This is a genomic window from Megasphaera sp. ASD88, from assembly GCF_002287425.1.
Classification (GTDB): domain Bacteria; phylum Bacillota; class Negativicutes; order Veillonellales; family Megasphaeraceae; genus Megasphaera; species Megasphaera stantonii.
Genome location: NZ_NQXW01000007.1, coordinates 45,816 through 62,123, shown reverse-complemented (window position 1 = coordinate 62,123; position 16,308 = coordinate 45,816). Strand labels below are relative to the sequence as shown.

General features: G+C 53.8%; 15 protein-coding genes, 1 tRNA gene and 1 other annotated feature. Of the genes, 12 read left to right on the top strand and 4 right to left on the bottom strand.

Annotation, left to right across the window (positions count from 1 at the left end; genetic code table 11):
* Positions 1-85: 85 nt before the first annotated feature.
* Both rpiB and upp read left to right on the top strand, forming a co-directional pair.
* A complete protein-coding gene (gene rpiB, locus CJ260_RS05835; protein WP_087477999.1) occupies positions 86-523 on the top strand; it encodes a ribose 5-phosphate isomerase B in 438 nt (145 codons plus the stop codon).
* Positions 524-544: 21 nt separating this feature from the next.
* On the top strand, positions 545-1,168 hold the full coding sequence (gene upp / locus CJ260_RS05830; protein WP_087478000.1) for a uracil phosphoribosyltransferase: 624 nt from the start codon (positions 545-547) through the stop codon (positions 1,166-1,168).
* 92 nt (positions 1,169-1,260) lie between these two features.
* On the opposite strand, the gene metA is transcribed toward upp, so the two are convergent.
* Together metA and CJ260_RS05820 are read right to left on the bottom strand one after the other, a co-directional pair.
* Positions 1,261-2,196: a homoserine O-succinyltransferase gene (metA, locus tag CJ260_RS05825; protein WP_095629530.1), complete on the bottom strand. Its 936-nt coding sequence runs from the start codon at positions 2,194-2,196 to the stop codon at positions 1,261-1,263.
* A 32-nt stretch (positions 2,197-2,228) separates the two neighbouring features.
* Positions 2,229-3,515 carry an O-acetylhomoserine aminocarboxypropyltransferase/cysteine synthase family protein gene (locus CJ260_RS05820; protein WP_095629529.1) on the bottom strand — a complete coding sequence of 429 codons (1,287 nt, stop codon included), beginning with the start codon at positions 3,513-3,515 and terminating at the stop codon, positions 2,229-2,231.
* 71 nt (positions 3,516-3,586) lie between these two features.
* Positions 3,587-3,830, bottom strand: a binding site (T-box leader).
* 302 nt (positions 3,831-4,132) lie between these two features.
* On the opposite strand from CJ260_RS05820, the gene rplM reads away from it, so the two are divergent.
* Together rplM and rpsI are read left to right on the top strand one after the other, a co-directional pair.
* The gene (gene rplM / locus CJ260_RS05815) at positions 4,133-4,573 is read left to right on the top strand and encodes a 50S ribosomal protein L13 (protein WP_087478003.1); all 441 of its coding nucleotides are present in this window, start codon (positions 4,133-4,135) and stop codon (positions 4,571-4,573) included.
* A gap of 21 nt (positions 4,574-4,594) precedes the next feature.
* Entirely contained in the window at positions 4,595-4,987 is a 393-nt protein-coding gene (rpsI, locus tag CJ260_RS05810; protein ID WP_087478004.1) for a 30S ribosomal protein S9, read from the top strand.
* A gap of 111 nt (positions 4,988-5,098) precedes the next feature.
* Here rpsI and CJ260_RS05805 read toward each other — a convergent pair whose 3' ends face one another.
* Complete coding sequence (locus CJ260_RS05805) at positions 5,099-5,455, bottom strand: MerR family transcriptional regulator (protein ID WP_087478005.1); 357 nt, start codon at positions 5,453-5,455, stop codon at positions 5,099-5,101.
* Between the two features lie 124 nt (positions 5,456-5,579).
* Here CJ260_RS05805 and CJ260_RS05800 point away from each other — a divergent pair, with 124 nt between their 5' ends.
* From CJ260_RS05800 to ileS, 3 genes are all read left to right on the top strand, one after another.
* Positions 5,580-6,146: a TlpA disulfide reductase family protein gene (locus tag CJ260_RS05800; RefSeq protein WP_095629528.1), complete on the top strand. Its 567-nt coding sequence runs from the start codon at positions 5,580-5,582 to the stop codon at positions 6,144-6,146.
* A 250-nt stretch (positions 6,147-6,396) separates the two neighbouring features.
* Positions 6,397-6,473: transfer RNA gene (locus CJ260_RS05795), tRNA-Val, on the top strand.
* 407 nt (positions 6,474-6,880) lie between these two features.
* Positions 6,881-9,676: an isoleucine--tRNA ligase gene (gene ileS / locus CJ260_RS05790; RefSeq protein WP_095629527.1), complete on the top strand. Its 2,796-nt coding sequence runs from the start codon at positions 6,881-6,883 to the stop codon at positions 9,674-9,676.
* Between the two features lie 170 nt (positions 9,677-9,846).
* Here ileS and CJ260_RS05785 read toward each other — a convergent pair whose 3' ends face one another.
* A complete protein-coding gene (locus tag CJ260_RS05785; protein WP_095629526.1) occupies positions 9,847-11,151 on the bottom strand; it encodes a metallophosphoesterase family protein in 1,305 nt (434 codons plus the stop codon).
* A 550-nt stretch (positions 11,152-11,701) separates the two neighbouring features.
* On the opposite strand from CJ260_RS05785, the gene trpS reads away from it, so the two are divergent.
* From trpS to floA, 5 genes are all read left to right on the top strand, one after another.
* Positions 11,702-12,688 (top strand): tryptophan--tRNA ligase, encoded by a 987-nt coding sequence (gene trpS / locus CJ260_RS05780; protein WP_087478009.1) that lies wholly within the window; start codon positions 11,702-11,704, stop codon positions 12,686-12,688.
* A gap of 9 nt (positions 12,689-12,697) precedes the next feature.
* Positions 12,698-13,282 carry a 5'-deoxynucleotidase gene (gene yfbR, locus CJ260_RS05775; RefSeq protein ID WP_095629525.1) on the top strand — a complete coding sequence of 195 codons (585 nt, stop codon included), beginning with the start codon at positions 12,698-12,700 and terminating at the stop codon, positions 13,280-13,282.
* A 239-nt stretch (positions 13,283-13,521) separates the two neighbouring features.
* Positions 13,522-13,923, top strand: coding sequence for a hypothetical protein (locus CJ260_RS05770; RefSeq protein WP_095629524.1), 402 nt, complete (start codon positions 13,522-13,524; stop codon positions 13,921-13,923).
* A 15-nt stretch (positions 13,924-13,938) separates the two neighbouring features.
* Positions 13,939-15,246, top strand: coding sequence for a nodulation protein NfeD (locus CJ260_RS05765; RefSeq protein WP_095629523.1), 1,308 nt, complete (start codon positions 13,939-13,941; stop codon positions 15,244-15,246).
* A 12-nt stretch (positions 15,247-15,258) separates the two neighbouring features.
* Positions 15,259-16,302 carry a flotillin-like protein FloA gene (floA, locus tag CJ260_RS05760; protein WP_087478013.1) on the top strand — a complete coding sequence of 348 codons (1,044 nt, stop codon included), beginning with the start codon at positions 15,259-15,261 and terminating at the stop codon, positions 16,300-16,302.
* Positions 16,303-16,308: the final 6 nt, after the last annotated feature.

The following is a 16,308-nucleotide window of genomic DNA, read 5'->3' as shown; positions in this document are numbered from 1 at the left end:
TTTCAATCTGTTCATCTTCTCTATTGCAGAGTATAATGAATATATACTATATATAATATGTCCGGAGACATAAGGAGGAACGATGATGAAATTAGTACTTGGCGCTGATCACGGCGGATTTGATTTGAAAGAAAACATCAAGGAATATTTGAACGAACAGGGAATCGAATTTACCGATTACGGTACTCTTACGGGCGAACGGTGCGATTACCCGGAAGTTGCCAAGAAGGTGGCCGAAGCCGTAGCGGACGGTACCTTTGACCGGGGCATCCTGTTCTGCGGCACGGGCATCGGCATCGGCATTGCGGCGAATAAGGTGCACGGCATCCGCGCCGCCCTGTGCCACGACCTGTTTTCGGCAGAATATTGCCGCCGCCACAACGACGCCAATATCCTGACCATGGGCGGCCGGGTCATCGGGCCGGGCGTTGCCAGAGAAATCGTGCGGGTCTTCTTGACGACGGGCTTCGACGGCGGACGTCATGCTGACCGCGTCGCGATGATTACGGAAATGGACAAATAATTGGGAAAGGAGCCGCAGAGTATGCAGGTACAGGTAATGGATCACCCGCTGATTCAGCATAAGGTGACGCTGATGCGGAAGAAGGAAACCGGTTCTACCGATTTCCGCAATTTGCTGGAAGAAATTACGATGCTCATGGGGTATGAAATTACGCGGGATTTGCCGCTGGAAGATATTGCCATCGAAACTCCGGTCGCACCGACGACGGGAAAACAGATCAGCGGCAAGAAGCTGGGCATTGTGCCCGTTCTCCGCGCCGGCCTGGGCATGGTGCAGGGGTTGCTCAATTTGATGCCCATGGCCAGAGTCGGCCATATTGGGCTGTACCGGGATCCGGAAACGCTGGAGCCCGTTGAATATTACTGCAAGCTGCCCGACGTGCAGGACCGCGATTTCATCATCGTTGACCCCATGTTGGCTACGGGCGGCAGCGCGTCGGCGGCGATTACCCTGCTGAAGGATAAGGGCGTGCAGAATATTAAGCTCATGTGCCTCGTTGCGGCGCCTCAGGGCGTGCAGCGGGTCAATAAGGATCATCCGGACGTGCGCATTTACGTGGCTGCCCTGGACGATACGCTGAATGAACACGGCTATATCGTTCCCGGTCTCGGCGACGCCGGCGACAGGATTTTCGGCACGAAATAACAAGAAAAATCTTATATTAGGTATACAAAAAGAAGGGCTGGATACGGCAGAAGGTATCCAGCCCTTTCTGTATGCAGGAGCCGTGCCGGCTGTCAGCGGACGCAGAATTTTCCGCGGCCGATGTCTTCCAGGCAGTACGGCGTTTCCTGGTATACGATATTGAGCCAGTTGTGGTAGAACAGATGGGCGTAGCTGCACCAGGTGAAGACCGGCTGGTTCTTGTCGTTGTCCTTAGGATAGTAATGCTTGGGAACGCTGATGGGCAAGCCTTTATTTTTGTCGCGCAGGTATTCGGTTTCCAGCGTCCGCCGGTCGTATTCGAAGTGACCTAGGACGAAAAAGCGGCGGTGGTCGGCAGTGCCGATGATGTTGATGCCGTTTTCCGGAGAACGGGATAAGATGTCCAGGGCCGGCGTATTGTATACCTTGATATCGTCGATGGCAGTGTGACGGGATTGAGGAATGAAATACCTGTCGTCAAAGCCGCGCAGGAGGGGATGGCCTTTCTGCGTGAGCTGGTATTCGAAGATGCCGAATAATTTTTCCGGCAGCAGGCGCTTTTCGATGCCGTAATAATGATAGAGAGCCGCCTGGGCGCCCCAGCAGAAATACAGGGTGGAAAAGGCGTGCGCTGCGGACCAGTCCAGATACGTCGTCAGCTCGGGCCAGTAATCGACGTCCTCGAAGGGAATCTGCTCGACAGGCGCGCCGGTGATGATCAGGCCGTCGTAATAGTTGTCCTTGATATCGTCGAAGGTATAGTAATTTTGCTCTAAATACGACGGGTCTGTATGAACGCTTTCATGGCTCGTCGTGCGGCAGAAATCTACTTCGACCTGGAGGGGCGAATCGCCAAGCAGGCGGAGGAGCTGCAGCTCCGTCGGTTTTTTCAGGGGCATGAGATTGAGGATGAGGATGCGGAGGGGGCGGATATCCTGATGGAGGGCCGAGCCCTTGTCTATGGTAAAAATTCCTTCTTCATGAAGCAGTTCTTTGGCCGACAGGCCGTCTGTAATTTTAATGGGCATATAGCTATCTTCCTTTGCCAGTGATTTTGTCTTTATTCTGCGGCGGCCAGGGCTTGCTCGACGTCTGCCAGCAAGTCGTTGACGTTTTCCAGGCCGACGGAGATGCGTACTGTGCCGGGCGTGATGCCGCAGGCCCGCTGCGCTTCTTCCGACAGCTGCTGATGCGTCGTTGAAGCCGGATGGACCAGAAGGGATTTGGAATCGCCTACGTTGGCTAAATTGGAAAAAATCTCGGCGTGGTCGATAAAGGATCGGGCTGCCTCATAGCCGCCTGCCAGTTCGAAAGAGAAAATAGAACCTGTTCCCTTGGGGAAATATTTTTGAGCCAGGGCGCAGTACGGCGAAGAGGGCAGGGACGGATAATTGACCTTGGCGACGCCGGGGTGGCCTGCCAGGTATTCGGCGATTTTTTTGGCGTTGGCGACGTGGCGCTCCATGCGCAGCGACAGCGTTTCCATCCCTTGAAGAAGGAGCCAGGCGTTGAAAGGGCTGATGCAGGCCCCGAGATCGCGGAGGCTTTTGGCCCGGATGCGGGTGACGAAGCCGGCTCCCGGCATGTCGGTCGCAAAGTTGATGCCGTTGTACGACGGATCCGGCGACGCGATGTCGGGAAATCTTCCCGACGTCCAGTCGAAGGCTCCGTTTTCGACGATGAGGCCGCCGAGGGTCGTGCCGTGGCCGCCGATGAATTTTGTCGCCGAATGGACGACGATGTCGGCGCCGTGCTCGAAGGGGCGGAATAGGTACGGCGTGGCAAAGGTGCTGTCGACGACGAGGGGGAGGCCGTTTTTGTGGGCGATATGGGCCAAGGCTTCGAAGTCGGGAATATTAATGGCCGGATTGCCCAGGCTTTCGATGTACAACGCCTTCGTGTTATCCGTAATGAGGGCTTCAAAGGTCGACGGGTCGTCGGCGTCGGCGAAACGGGTCGTAATGCCGAAGCGCTGCAGCGTTTCTGTAAATAATTCAAAGGTGCCGCCGTATAAAGTCGGGGCCGCGATGATTTCATCACCTGCGCCGGCAAGGTTCAGTATGGTGTAAGCGATGGCTGCGGAACCGCTGGCGACGGCTAAGGCGGCTGTTCCGCCTTCCAGCGCGGCGATTCTCTTTTCCAGCACGTCCTGCGTCGGATTGGTTAGGCGGCTGTAAATGTAGCCGGGCTTACGCAGGGCGAAGATATCTTCTCCATCCTGGGCGCTGCCGAAGACGTACGACGTCGTCTGATAAATGGGGACGGCCCGTGCTCCCGTCGTAGGGTCGGGAATTTGTCCGGCGTGCTGCTGCAGTGTTTCAAATGCATACGTGTCGATATGGTTCATGATGTGTTCCTCCCGTTGTGAAAAAATTATGTTACAAGCCGATAGCAGGCAATAAAAAAAGCTCCCGTCCCCAAAGGGACGGAAGCACCGTGATACCACCCAATTTCACCGGACCTTCGCAGGACCGGCCTCTTCAGGTACGCAGGCCGAAGCCCTGAATACCATAGCACTGTAACGGGTGCGCCCGGGCAGTCTAATGATTCGACTAACCTGCTCGGAGTCCATCTTCCATGAAATGCCCCGGATTCCCTTTCACCACAGCGGGAACTCTCTGTGCCGTTCTTTTTCATGTACTCTTCTCTTCATTGCAATACTATCAAGTTGTTGACGCTAAGTTTAGCATTAAATGAGCCGTTTGTCAAATAAATTTTGAAATCATCTCCAGGGCGAACGATAACGAATAAAGGAAAATCGAGACAAATTGCCTATTTTTTCGGCAAATGCGGTTCTTCGGCCGGGCCTGCGGAGAGCCGGTAAATTTACGAAAAAATCACTTGACAAGGGGTGCCGTAATCTGTAAAATAATTAGGTAAGCTTTTCACTTGGACTCCACTTAGCCCCGGAGAAAGAGCCTTAAAGCTTGGTTAGTTAGTCGTATCAGGGAGGAATCACACAGCATGAAAACTACATTTATGGCTAATGCCGGCAACATCGAACGCAAATGGTTTGTTGTTGACGCTGAAGGCCAGACATTAGGACGTCTTGCTGCCGAAGTAGCCAAAGTTCTTCGGGGAAAACATAAACCTACATTTACCCCGCATGTAGATACAGGCGACTATGTTATCGTAGTCAACGCAGCAAAAGTAAAAGTAACTGGCAAAAAATTGGTTCAGAAAACATATTTCCGTCATTCCGGTTATCCCGGCGGAGCTAAATTCACGCAGCTCGGCCACATGCTCGAAAACCGTCCGGAACGGGTCGTAGAAATGGCTATCCGCGGTATGCTGCCGAAAAACAAATTAGGCGAACAGATGTACCGCAAGCTCAATGTGTACGCTGGTGCAGAACATCCGCATCAGGCTCAGAAACCTGAAGTTCTGAATTTAAACATTCGTTAATCATACCGGGAGGAAGATTTCATGGCAGTAGCACAGTACTACGGCACTGGCCGTAGAAAGACCTCCGTTGCCAGAGTTCGTCTGGTTCCGGGTCAAGGCAAAATCACAGTTAATAAAAAAGATTTGAACGAATATTTCGGCCGTAAAACGCTGGAATTGATCATTAGACAGCCCCTCGTACTGACTGGCGTAACGGAACAGTACGATGTCATCGCTGACGTAAAGGGCGGCGGACCGTCCGGCCAGGCCGGCGCAATCCGTCACGGCATCAGCCGCGCGCTGTTGGAAGTCGACCAGGATTTCCGTCAGTCCTTGAAAAAGGCTGGTCTCCTGACTCGCGATCCTCGTGAAAAAGAACGTCGGAAATACGGCTTGAAGAAAGCCCGCAAGGCTTCTCAGTTCTCCAAACGTTAATCATTTTCATAATAACTACTCTAAAACCTATGCAATCAAAAATGGCGTAACCCATGAGGTGTACGCCATTTTTTTTGTAAAAAGCACCTGCTCCGTCGGCTCTGGAGTTTGTCACTTGCTCCAGCGGTCGTACGTCGCTATTTTTCGATTTAAATACGCCAAGGCTTCCTGCATGGCGCTCATCCGCTCTTTGAGGCGGTCCCGTTCGCGGACGAGGATGGCCTTTCTCGCCTCATAGGTCTCGCGGCTGCCCTGGTTGTACAGCTCGATGTACTCCGTCAGGCCTTCGATGGATACGTTGCCCGAACGCATGCATTTAATAAAGGCGATGGTATTGCAGTTTTCCTCTGAATAATTGCGGATGCCGTTTTTATCGCGCGGGACGTTGCGGATCAGGCCGATGCGTTCGTAATACCGCAGCGTGTCCGGCGTAATGTCGTATTGCTCGCTTACTTCTTTGATTTTCATGATAGATTCCCTCCTAGTACCCTTACTATACAGTATGGAGTTTACTATAAGTCAAGAGACGGATGGAAATTCGCTGTCCTTGACGGGGTATGATATACTGAAAAAAATACGATAAGGTGATGTCATGAATAAAACACGTGCCGGTATAAAAAATAAAATCATCGCGGCCCTCGCCGTCGCTTGTGCGGCGTATTTTGTCGCTTTCTGGATGGGGACGGAGAAAGAGGCGACGCTGGAGGCCTATGAAAAAGCAGCGGAAGAAGCCATGATAGCCGATACGGAAATCTTGGCTCATAACGGCCATATCCGCGCCATGGACGGGCAAGATACAGAAATACGAGATTTATATAACGACAAGCCCGTGCTCATCTATTTCTGGATGCCCTGGAGCGACGACAGCAAAGAGGGAATGCCTGTGCTGGAAAATATATACCGAAGGTACGGCGATGATATTCATGTCGTCGCCCTTTCTTTCGGCAGCACGGCAGAAGAAGCCCGCTCCTTTTATTTGCAGCATGCCTATGCCATGCCCTTTTATACGGGCGCCTTGTCTGTCGCCGACGACTATAACGTATATGAAGTCCCGCAGTGCGTCATGATCCGCAAAGGCGGAGCCATTTCCGACAGAGTCGCAGGGCTGCCCGATGAAAGATCGTTGGCTTATATGGTGGAAAGAGGGATGGAACCGTGACGTATTGGGCGAAAGCCTTGGGTTGCGAGTTGCTGCGCTCAGAAGGCTGGTCCGTATTGATATTCCCGTTTGGATTGGCAGAATAGGCCTCGATGGAAATTCCTTTTTGGTGCCTATTCACCATGGTTCCTGCATCGATGGTAGGAAGGGAAAAAAGTTGATGGCAGCGTGAAAAAATTATAAAATTACTATTGACAAATTCGCTGATTTTGCCGTATAATAAACAAGTCGCATGGAGCGGCACTGTTGAGGGCGGTTAGCTCAGTTGGTTAGAGTATCTCGTTGACATCGAGGGGGTCGATGGTTCGAATCCATTACCGCCCACCACACACGTAAACCTTACTAGTTCATAGTAAGGTTTATTTTTTTGCCGCACAGCGGCCGGGATGCGCATGTAGGAGCCCTTCGTTTCGGGTTCATCTTTGAAACGTCTTGACAAATATCATATAAACTATTAAAATACGGCTATATACAAGTTTATGTATATTAAAATGCGATGAACAAGACGGCCTGCGTCGGAGGTCTTTACAGCGAACCGGGAAGAGTGTGAGCCCGGGAAAGACGGTATGCAGGCGGATCACTTGGAAGCTTCGGCTGTGAACCAGCCGACGGGTAGCTCCGTTACGGGCATAGAGTGGCTGCACTGCAGTCAATAGGGTGGTACCACGGTGATTACGTCTTCGTCCCTTAGGGATGGAGGCGTTATTTTTTTTACTGAATGAGGAGGAAACACAATGGACTACGGCAAGACCTTACATCTGCCAAAAACGGATTTCCCCATGCGCGGCAATCTGCCGAAACGGGAACCGGACTTTTTAAAATTCTGGCAAGAACACAAGATTTATGAAAAACGGCTGCAGAAGCGCGACGGCGCGCCGAAATTTATTCTGCACGACGGCCCTCCGTATGCAAACGGCAAGCTCCATATCGGCCATGCTTTAAATAAAGTATTAAAGGATATTATTTTAAAATATAAGACGCAGCAGGGCTATTATACGAAGTATATTCCCGGCTGGGATACGCACGGCCTGCCGATTGAACACGCCGTCATTAAGGATACGGGCCTGAACCGCCATGAAATGTCTGCCCTCGATTTGCGGGCGAAATGCCGCGATTATGCCTTGGAACGCGTAGAAGAACAGAAGCAGGACTTCATCCGCTTCGGCGTTCTCGGCGATTGGGATCATCCCTACCTGACGCTTCATAAGCAGGTCGAAGTGGCTCAGATCGGCGTATTCGGCAAAATGGCCAAGAAGGGCTATATTTACAAAGGCCTCAAAACCGTTTACTGGTGCCCGCACTGCGAAACGGCCCTGGCTGAAGCTGAAATCGAATACAAGGACGACAAATCCTTCTCCATCTATGTAAAATTCCAGGCTGTTGACTTGAATTGCCACATGCCGAAGGGTGCCGATCCGGATAAGGTATTCGCCTTGATTTGGACGACGACACCTTGGACGATTCCGGCCAACCTGGCCATTTGCGCCAATGAAAACTTTGAATACGTATGGGTCAAAATCGGCGAAGAATACCTGCTCATGGCTAAGGAACTCGTCGAAGCGACGATGAAGGCCGGCAAGGCAGAAGACTACGAAGTATTGCCTGAGGTCATGACGGGCAAGCAGATCGAAGGCCTCGTCTTCCAGCATCCCTTCTACGCAGACCGCAAGGTTCCCGTCCTTCTCGGCGACCACGTTACGCTCGACGCCGGCACGGGCCTCGTCCATACGGCTCCGGACCACGGCCAGGACGACTTTGACGTCTGCGTGAAATATGCATCCTGGGGTGTCAAGCCGATCGGCACCGTCGGCTCCAACGGCTGCTATACAGATAAGGTTCCCGATTATGAAGGCAAGTTTGTCTTCGATATGAACGTGCCTATCATCAAGCGGCTGGCTGAAATGGGAGCACTCTTCGCCAAGAGCACCTTCCGCCATCAGTATCCCCATTGCTGGCGCTGCAAGAACCCGATTATCTACCGCGCGACGGAACAGTGGTTCTCCTCTGTCGACGGCTATCGTCAGAAAGCGCTGGAAGCGATTGACCAGGTACAGTGGATTCCTGGCTGGGGTCACGACCGCATTTACAACATGATTCACGACCGCGGCGACTGGTGTATTTCCCGTCAGCGCGTATGGGGCGTTCCGATTCCTATTTTCTACTGCAAGGACTGCGGCGAACACATCATCAACGACGAAACGATCGCTCATTTGCAGACGATGTTTGCCGAAGAAGGCTCCGATACGTGGTGGATGCACGATGAAAAGGAACTGCTGCCCGAAGGCTTTACGTGCCCCCACTGCGGCGGCACCCATTTCCAGAAGGAAAGCGACATCATGGACGTATGGTTCGACAGCGGCTGCACCCATCAGGGCGTTCTCTGCAACGATCCGGAATTGGATTATCCCTGCGAAATGTACCTGGAAGGCTCGGACCAGCACCGCGGCTGGTTTAACTCGTCCCTGCTGACGTCCGTGGCCGTCAATGGTTGCGCTCCGTATAAATCCGTACTGACTCACGGCTTTACCGTCGACGGCGAAGGCCGCAAGATGAGTAAATCCGTCGGCAATACGGTAGCTCCGCAGGAAGTCATCGAACAGTACGGCGCCGACGTCATGCGCCTGTGGGTATCCTCGGCCGACTACCAGGGCGATATCCGCCTGTCCCCGAAGATTTTGAAGCAGCTGTCTGACGTATACCGCAAGATCCGCAACACCTTCCGCTATCTTTTGGGCAACCTCAGCGACTTCAATCCGGAAACGGACGCCGTCGCTTATGCCGATATGACCGAACTCGATAAATGGGCTCTTATGCGTCTGGAACAAGTATATGAAACGGTTACGGAAGCCTATGAAAACTACCAGTTCCACGTCATGTACCATGCGATTCACAACTTCTGCACCGTCGACTTGAGCGCTATGTACCTCGACGTCATCAAAGATCGCCTGTACACGGAAAAGGCCGACTCGCAGGTCCGCCGCAGCGCCCAGACGGCAATGTACCAGATTCTCGATACGCTGGTCAAGATCATTTCGCCCGTATTGTCCTTCACGGCAGAAGAAGTTTGGCAGAACATGCCGCAGATTCCCGGCAAGGAAGAAAGCGTTCTTCTGACGGATTGGCCGAAAGCTCATCCGGAATATTTGAACGCCGATTTGGAAGCTCGCTGGAATACGCTGCTGTCGTACCGCCGCGATTTGACGCGTATCCTTGAAGGCGCTCGTCAGGATAAGAAGATCGGCCATGCCCTGGACGCTGCCGTTGCGATTTACGCTTCCGGCGAAGACTACGACTTCCTCAGCCAGTGGAAAGACCAGCTGGCGACGCTGCTCATCGTCAGCGAAGTTTCCTTGCTGAACGAAGCGGCCCCGGCTGAAGCCGTTTCCGGCGAAGACCATGGCGATATGAAGGTCGTCGTCGCTCCGTCGACTCATGAAAAATGCGAACGCTGCTGGATTCACAGTGAAACCGTCGGCGCTGATGCCGAACATCCGACGCTGTGCGCACGCTGCGTTTCCGTCTTGAAATAAGTAAATATTCTATTCGTATGCATCCCGTCTGCTCTTTCGTCAGGCGGGATGTTTTTTGTTATTGAAGGGAAGGCCGCAGGCTATCGGCGTTGCGAGTATGCTGCGATGTACCGCAAAAAAGCCCTCCCCCGGGCGTACCGTTGGGGGAAGGGCCGTGCAGACTGATATGATTATTTTTGGATGGAGACGGTATGGAGTTCCTCTCCGGAAGGCAGGTACCCCGTAAAGGTAAGGGCAGCGTCGGAGGCTTCCATGACCAGGTAGTTTTCCGTTTCCGGCTGAGGCGCTGCGTATTCGTCCAGGGAATGGTTTTTCCATAGGCCGGGATATTGGACACTGCCGGCTACGCCCGTCAGGATGTACAGCGGACCTGAAGCATCGCGCTGGAAGTTGCGGATATGGCCGCGGTCGCGATAGCTGTGGAGATGGGCTGATAATACGACGTCGACGCCGTATTCATCAAAGAGGGGCATCCATTGGCGGCCTTCTTCGGAAAAGCCTTCTTCGCGGGGCTGCGGGCGGTTTTGGAACCCGTACTGCAGGACATCCTTGTGCATGACGACGACTTTCCATTTCTTTGTCGTGCGGGCCATGTCCTGGCGGAACCAGGCCATTTCATCTTCCAGCAGCTTGGGCTGGAACTGAGCCATTTCGGAAATCTGCGTGTTGAGGACGACGAAGTGGACGTCGCCGTAATCAAAGGAATAAAATTGGTTCCGATACGGCTCAGGCGCGTTGGCCGGCAGGGCGAACAGGCGGAGATAGGCTTCGGGCATGCGGATCTTCCAGTCGCGGTTGTACGTTTCGTGATTTCCCATGGCGGGCGCGATGGGGATCTTGCTGATCATATCCTCCGCAGCGTCGAACCAGGCATTCCACTGGTAATGATCCTGGCCGTTGTCGACGAGGTCGCCCATAGAGATGGCGAATTGGGCGTCGGGATGAGCCTGCCAGGCCGGGTCCAGCGTGGCGGCCCATACGCTGTAATCGCTGGATTGCGAGTCGGGAAATATCAGGGCTTTAAATTCGTTTCCTTCTGCCGTGTGCAGGCGAATCCAGGCGCTTCGCTTTTGGCCGTAGCCGACGCGGTATTCGTAGGCTGTGCCGGGCGACAGCTCCGTCAGCGTTGCTTTATGGATATACGTCGTTACGCCGTCGTCCGTAAAGGCTTCGCTCGTCGCCGCGACAGCGTAGACCTCGTCCTGTCCCTGTTCATGATATTCTACGACAGCATCGTCTTCGGCCATTGCCGACTGCCACATGATGGTCCGCGACGTCTCGCTGTTTTTCGTAATGACCTGGCGTATGTTCATGGCGTCTACATTGCTGGTGAGCTCGTAATGAGCGGCCAGGGACTTCGTTGTCCGAAGGCTCTGCTGGGCTGCCGTCTTGACGCCGGGAATGAAGGCGTACGCGGCGGCGCAGGCGATGAGCAATACGGGAACAATTCGTTTCAACAGTTTCTTTTTATTCATTTGCAGCCCTCCTTGCGGTGTATATCCTGAGATGAACTTTATCATATCACATGGAGTTTGCTTTAAGTCAAGACCTTTAACATAAGGTATTCTTACTAATTACATTATAGGTTTTAAATCTGATCATGTCTAATGCTTGCCTTTTATGGCAAGAAATACGATGGAGGCATGGCATGCCCTTAAATCGGTGCTGCTGCGGCGCTTGACAAGGGGATGTGCAGGATATACAATATTGAACGTAATAGAGAATGTCGATGAACGGGAGTAAGTACCCTTGCGGCACCCTTTGCAGCGAGCCGGCGGCAGTGGAAGGCCGGCATGAGGACGCAGGCGGGAATGGGCCCGGGAGATGCGGTCTGAACGACGAGTAGGCGCCGCCGGGACTTCCGCCGTTATGAGGAAGAGCGCATGAAACGTGCGCGTATGAGCCGGGCAGCTTGCCAACCAGGGTGGTACCGCGGAAATGTCTTTCCTTTCGTCCCTATCATAGAGGGATGGAAGGATTTTTTTTATAGCATAGCAATGTGTTGAATTTGAGGAGGATGATACTATGTCGATTATTTTTTCCGGCATTCAGCCGAGCGGCAATCTTACATTGGGAAATTATTTAGGCGCCCTGCGCAATTTTTCGAAGATGCAGGACGGCAACGAATGCTATTACTGCGTCGTCAACCAGCACGCCATTACGGTGCCCCAGGACCCGAAGCTTCTCCATGAACGGACGCGGGCTCTGGCGGCTATTTACATCGCATCGGGCCTCGACCCGGAAAAATCTACGCTGTTCGTACAGTCCGAAGTGCCGGAACACGCCCTGCTGGGCTGGATTATGATGACCCAGTCTTACGTAGGCGAGCTGGAACGCATGACCCAGTACAAGGATAAGGCGGCGAAGCGGGGCGATTCGATTCCTGCCGGCCTGCTCGTCTACCCGCCTCTCATGGCTGCGGATATTCTCTTGTATCAGACCAATTACGTACCCGTCGGCGATGACCAGAAGCAGCATATGGAAATTACCCGCGACCTGGCGCAGCGTTTCAATCGCCTGTACGGCGAAGTATTTACGATTCCCGATATTTACCTGGGACACGACGGCACGCGCGTCATGAGCCTCCAGGAACCGACGAAGAAGATGAGCAAGTCCGACGACAATACGACGGCGACGATTTATCTGCTCGATGAACCGAAGGCCATTGAAAAGAAAATCAAGCGGGCCCAGACGGACAGCGAAAACTCCGTCCACTACGACAGGGAAAACAAGCCGGGCATTTCCAACCTGATTGAAATTTTCTCGGCCGTGACGGATCATACTCATGAAGAAGTCGAAGCAGCGTATGCCGGCAAGGGCTACGGCGCGTTCAAGAAAGACGTGGCCGAAGCCGTAATCGCCGCCCTCGAGCCGATTCAGGCCCGCTACGCCCAGCTGGTCAACGACCCAGAACTGGACGAAATTCTCGACAAAGGCGCGGCGAAAGCCCATGCCAAGGCCAGCGAAACGTACGAAAAAGTCGTCCGCGCTATGGGCCTGAACCGGAAATAAGAGGCCGTCATGAGCCATTTCTTTGCGCTCCTGGCGCGGATGAAATTCATTCGCCGCTGGAGCCTGATGCACAACACGCAGGAAGAAAACATCCAGGAGCATACGCTGCAGACGGCTATGATCGCCTATCATCTCTGCCTTCTCAGTAACCTGCATTTCGGCGGCCGGACGGACCCGAAGCAGGCGGCCGTGTTGGCTCTGTATCATGACGCAGCGGAAATCTTTACGGGAGATATGCCGACGCCGGTGAAATATTTCAACGAAAAGATGCGCCGTACCTACGGCGACGTAGAGGCCATGGCCCAGGAAAAGCTGGTTCAGACGCTGCCGGAGGAACTGCAGGCCTATTACAAGCCGCTCATCTGCAGCGCCGAGGAGGATCCGGCGTGGCCCTTCGTCAAGGCGGCCGATACGCTGAGCGCGTATTTGAAATGCCGGCAGGAACTGGCGGCGGGAAACCGCGAGTTTGCCGAGGCCTTCTCGTCGCTGAAGGCACGGCTGGAACAGCTGGGCATGCCGGAAGTCGATATGTTCTTGGCCGACTACGCGCCGAGTTTTTCCTTGTCCCTGGATGAAATGAATCATTCAGGCTGACAAGAGTTTAAAGAAATAGAAAATAAGGTTTACCGATTTTCGATCGGCAAGCCTTATTTTTTTATAAAAATATTTTGCGATACAAGTTGTATATTTAGTATAATAAGGATCATATGCTGATACATATAGTATATGCATTTCGGCGGGAAATTTTTTTGAAAAAGAAGGTATTTACCTGCCGAGTGTGGAAACGTATAATAAATAAGGCAAATATACTTTAGTAAGTGGAGGTAGTCCTTATGACGCTCAGTTTATTTTGGTCGAGATATACATTAGAGCTGCATGAACGGCATCTGCGCGATGTGGACGCCATGTACCGCTATGTGATTGCTCGGGAAAAATGGAACTGGTTTTTATCTCAAATTCCGGAAAAGGAACAGGTACAGATCCTGCGCGGCCATAATCACGGCGACGAGTCGTGGTCGTGCCGGAAGTGGCTGGACCATATGCTGGAATGGATGAAGGAAAATAAGCCGGCCGCCGTATACGAGGCCGTGGCGGAGCGCGTTCGCGCGATGGAAGCCAAGCCGATAGAGGAATTGGAAAAGCAGGCGGCCCATTCGCTGTCGCAGGAAGAGCTGCATACGCTGCGGCAGGCCGGATATTTCCGGTGCGTCGACGCGCCGGAAGGCGAGGAGTGACCAAAGGAGGTGCCTATGAGTGCAGTGCGGCGCATTTGTTTAGTTGTTCTTGGATGGTTTATTATATGTTCGGCGGCTGCGCTGCCGTCCGTTCAGGCGGCCGATTCGGTGCGGGCTATCGTCATTTCCGGTGAAATCGACGGGAGCCAGGCCGCTCTCGTGCGGCGTGGCCTGGAACTGGCAGAAGAGTCGGGCGATACGGCCGTCGTCGTGTCTATCGACACTATGGGAGGCCGGGCGGACAGCGCCCTCAAAATACGGGATATGCTGCGGAGCACATCTTTGCCGACGATCGCTTTCGTCAAGTCGCGGGCCTGGTCGGCAGGCGCCCTCATCGCCTTATCGTGCCGCCACATCGTCATGGCTCCGGGAAGCAGCATCGGTGTAGCCGAGCCGATTCCCAATACGGAGAAAAATATCGCCGCTATGAAATCGGAATTCAGCGCGACAGCTTCCCACATGGGCCACAATCCCCGCGTAGCTGAAGCCATGGTTGACAAGACCCACGGCTATCCCGACTACGCCGAGCCCGGCGAGATATTGTCCTTGTCGGATATGCAGGCCAAGGAGCTCGGCATTTCTGAAGGGACGGCCAATTCGCCGGAAGAAGCGCTGAAGCTGTTCAGCTTGGGCGACGCATCGGTGCAGTATGAAGAAAAGAGCTGGAAGGACAGCATCATCGGCATCCTGCAGAACGAGTACGTCCGCATGGTCGTCATCGCCCTCATCCTGATGGCGATTTTCGTAGAAATCAAGACGGCCGGCATCGGCGTAGGCATCATCACGGCCATCGTCTTAGGCGGCCTGCTGTTCTTATCCGGCGAGGATTCCCTGGGCGACAGCCTGATCGTCTTAGGCGCGTTTATCGGCAGCCTGTTCTTCGTCGGGATGGAAATCCTGTCTCCCGGCATGGGGATTTTCGGCGTCCTGGGCGTGCTGCTGCTCTTCGGCAGCTTATTTTATACGCTGGGGGCGACTATAGATTCTGTCTACATTTTAGCCGGCGGAACCGTCTTGTCTTTAGTTTTGTTTTATTTTGTCGGCAAGCGTCTGCCGAAGAGCCGGCTGGCGGCGAAGTTCATGCTGACGACGCAGTCGACGAAGGAGAAAGGCTATTCGTCCCAGTCTGATAAGAGCAAGTACCTGTATCAGCGGGGAAAAACCATTACTATTTTACGGCCGGCCGGCACCATCCGCATCGGCAAGGAGCGAGTCGACGCCGTATCGGCAGGCTCGTTCATCGAGAGGGATGTAGAAGTGCGCGTCGTAGAAGTAGAAGGAACGCGCGTCGTCGTCGAGCCGGTTCCCAAACGCAGCGAGTAAAGGAGGTACCTTATGTCCATATTATCAGTTCTTGCCGTACCGATTATCGTCATCGTCATAGCCATTGTGGCCATATCCCTGTTTCTGCACTTCGTGCCCATCGGCTTGTGGATTTCGGCCATGGCTGCCGGCGTGTCCGTCGGCATCGTCAATCTCATCGGCATGCGCCTGCGCCGCGTCGTGCCGTCGAAGATTATCCTGCCGCTGGTCAAGGCGAATAAAGCGGGCCTCAACGTCAATGCCAACCAGCTGGAAGCCCATTATCTGGCCGGCGGCGACGTAGACCGCGTCGTCGACGCCCTCATTGCGGCGCACCGGGCTACGATGGCCCTGACCTTTGAACGGGCCTGCGCCATCGATTTGGCCGGCCGCGACGTACTGGAAGCCGTGCAGATGAGCGTCAACCCCAAGGTCATTGAAACGCCCTTTATTTCGGCTGTCGCCCAAAACGGCATCGAGCTGAAAGTACGGGCCCGCGTGACGGTCCGGGCCAATATCGACCGCCTCGTTGGCGGCGCCGGCGAAGCGACGGTCATCGCCCGCGTCGGCGAAGGCATCGTTACCAGCGTCGGCTCGGCCAGCGACCATTCACAGGTGCTGGAAAATCCCGATGAAATTTCCAAGACCGTGCTGAACAAGGGCCTCGACGCCGGTACGGCCTTTGAAATCCTGTCTATCGATATTGCCGACGTCGACGTAGGCCGCAACATCGGCGCGCGTCTCCAGACGGACCAGGCGGAAGCGGATAAGCAGATTGCCCAGGCCAAAGCAGAAGAACGGCGGGCCATGGCTGTAGCGAAGGAACAGGAAATGCAGGCTTATACCCAGGAAATGCAGGCCAAAGTTGTCGAAGCACAGGCGGAAGTTCCCCTGGCATTGGCTCAGGCCCTGCGGGACGGGACGCTCGGCGTGATGGATTACTATAATATGAAAAATATCATGGCCGATACGGAAATGCGCTCGGCTGTGGCCCAGGCCGGCATCCCCAAGGCAAAGCCGGCGCCGGCGAAGGACGAAGGCCATAAAGGCGGATTTACGTCTGAGGCAGAAGAATAAGCAGGT

Bases quoted from the DNA above. Each gene is read 5' to 3' on its own strand.
- rpiB (WP_087477999.1), top strand. From the start codon at position 86: ATGAAATTAGTACTTGGCGCTGATCACGGCGGATTTGATTTGAAAGAA.
- upp (WP_087478000.1), top strand. From the start codon at position 545: ATGCAGGTACAGGTAATGGATCACCCGCTGATTCAGCATAAGGTGACG.
- metA (WP_095629530.1), bottom strand. From the start codon at position 2,196: ATGCCCATTAAAATTACAGACGGCCTGTCGGCCAAAGAACTGCTTCAT.
- CJ260_RS05820 (WP_095629529.1), bottom strand. From the start codon at position 3,515: ATGAACCATATCGACACGTATGCATTTGAAACACTGCAGCAGCACGCC.
- rplM (WP_087478003.1), top strand. From the start codon at position 4,133: ATGAAAACTACATTTATGGCTAATGCCGGCAACATCGAACGCAAATGG.
- rpsI (WP_087478004.1), top strand. From the start codon at position 4,595: ATGGCAGTAGCACAGTACTACGGCACTGGCCGTAGAAAGACCTCCGTT.
- CJ260_RS05805 (WP_087478005.1), bottom strand. From the start codon at position 5,455: ATGAAAATCAAAGAAGTAAGCGAGCAATACGACATTACGCCGGACACG.
- CJ260_RS05800 (WP_095629528.1), top strand. From the start codon at position 5,580: ATGAATAAAACACGTGCCGGTATAAAAAATAAAATCATCGCGGCCCTC.
- ileS (WP_095629527.1), top strand. From the start codon at position 6,881: ATGGACTACGGCAAGACCTTACATCTGCCAAAAACGGATTTCCCCATG.
- CJ260_RS05785 (WP_095629526.1), bottom strand. From the start codon at position 11,151: ATGAATAAAAAGAAACTGTTGAAACGAATTGTTCCCGTATTGCTCATC.
- trpS (WP_087478009.1), top strand. From the start codon at position 11,702: ATGTCGATTATTTTTTCCGGCATTCAGCCGAGCGGCAATCTTACATTG.
- yfbR (WP_095629525.1), top strand. From the start codon at position 12,698: ATGAGCCATTTCTTTGCGCTCCTGGCGCGGATGAAATTCATTCGCCGC.
- CJ260_RS05770 (WP_095629524.1), top strand. From the start codon at position 13,522: ATGACGCTCAGTTTATTTTGGTCGAGATATACATTAGAGCTGCATGAA.
- CJ260_RS05765 (WP_095629523.1), top strand. From the start codon at position 13,939: ATGAGTGCAGTGCGGCGCATTTGTTTAGTTGTTCTTGGATGGTTTATT.
- floA (WP_087478013.1), top strand. From the start codon at position 15,259: ATGTCCATATTATCAGTTCTTGCCGTACCGATTATCGTCATCGTCATA.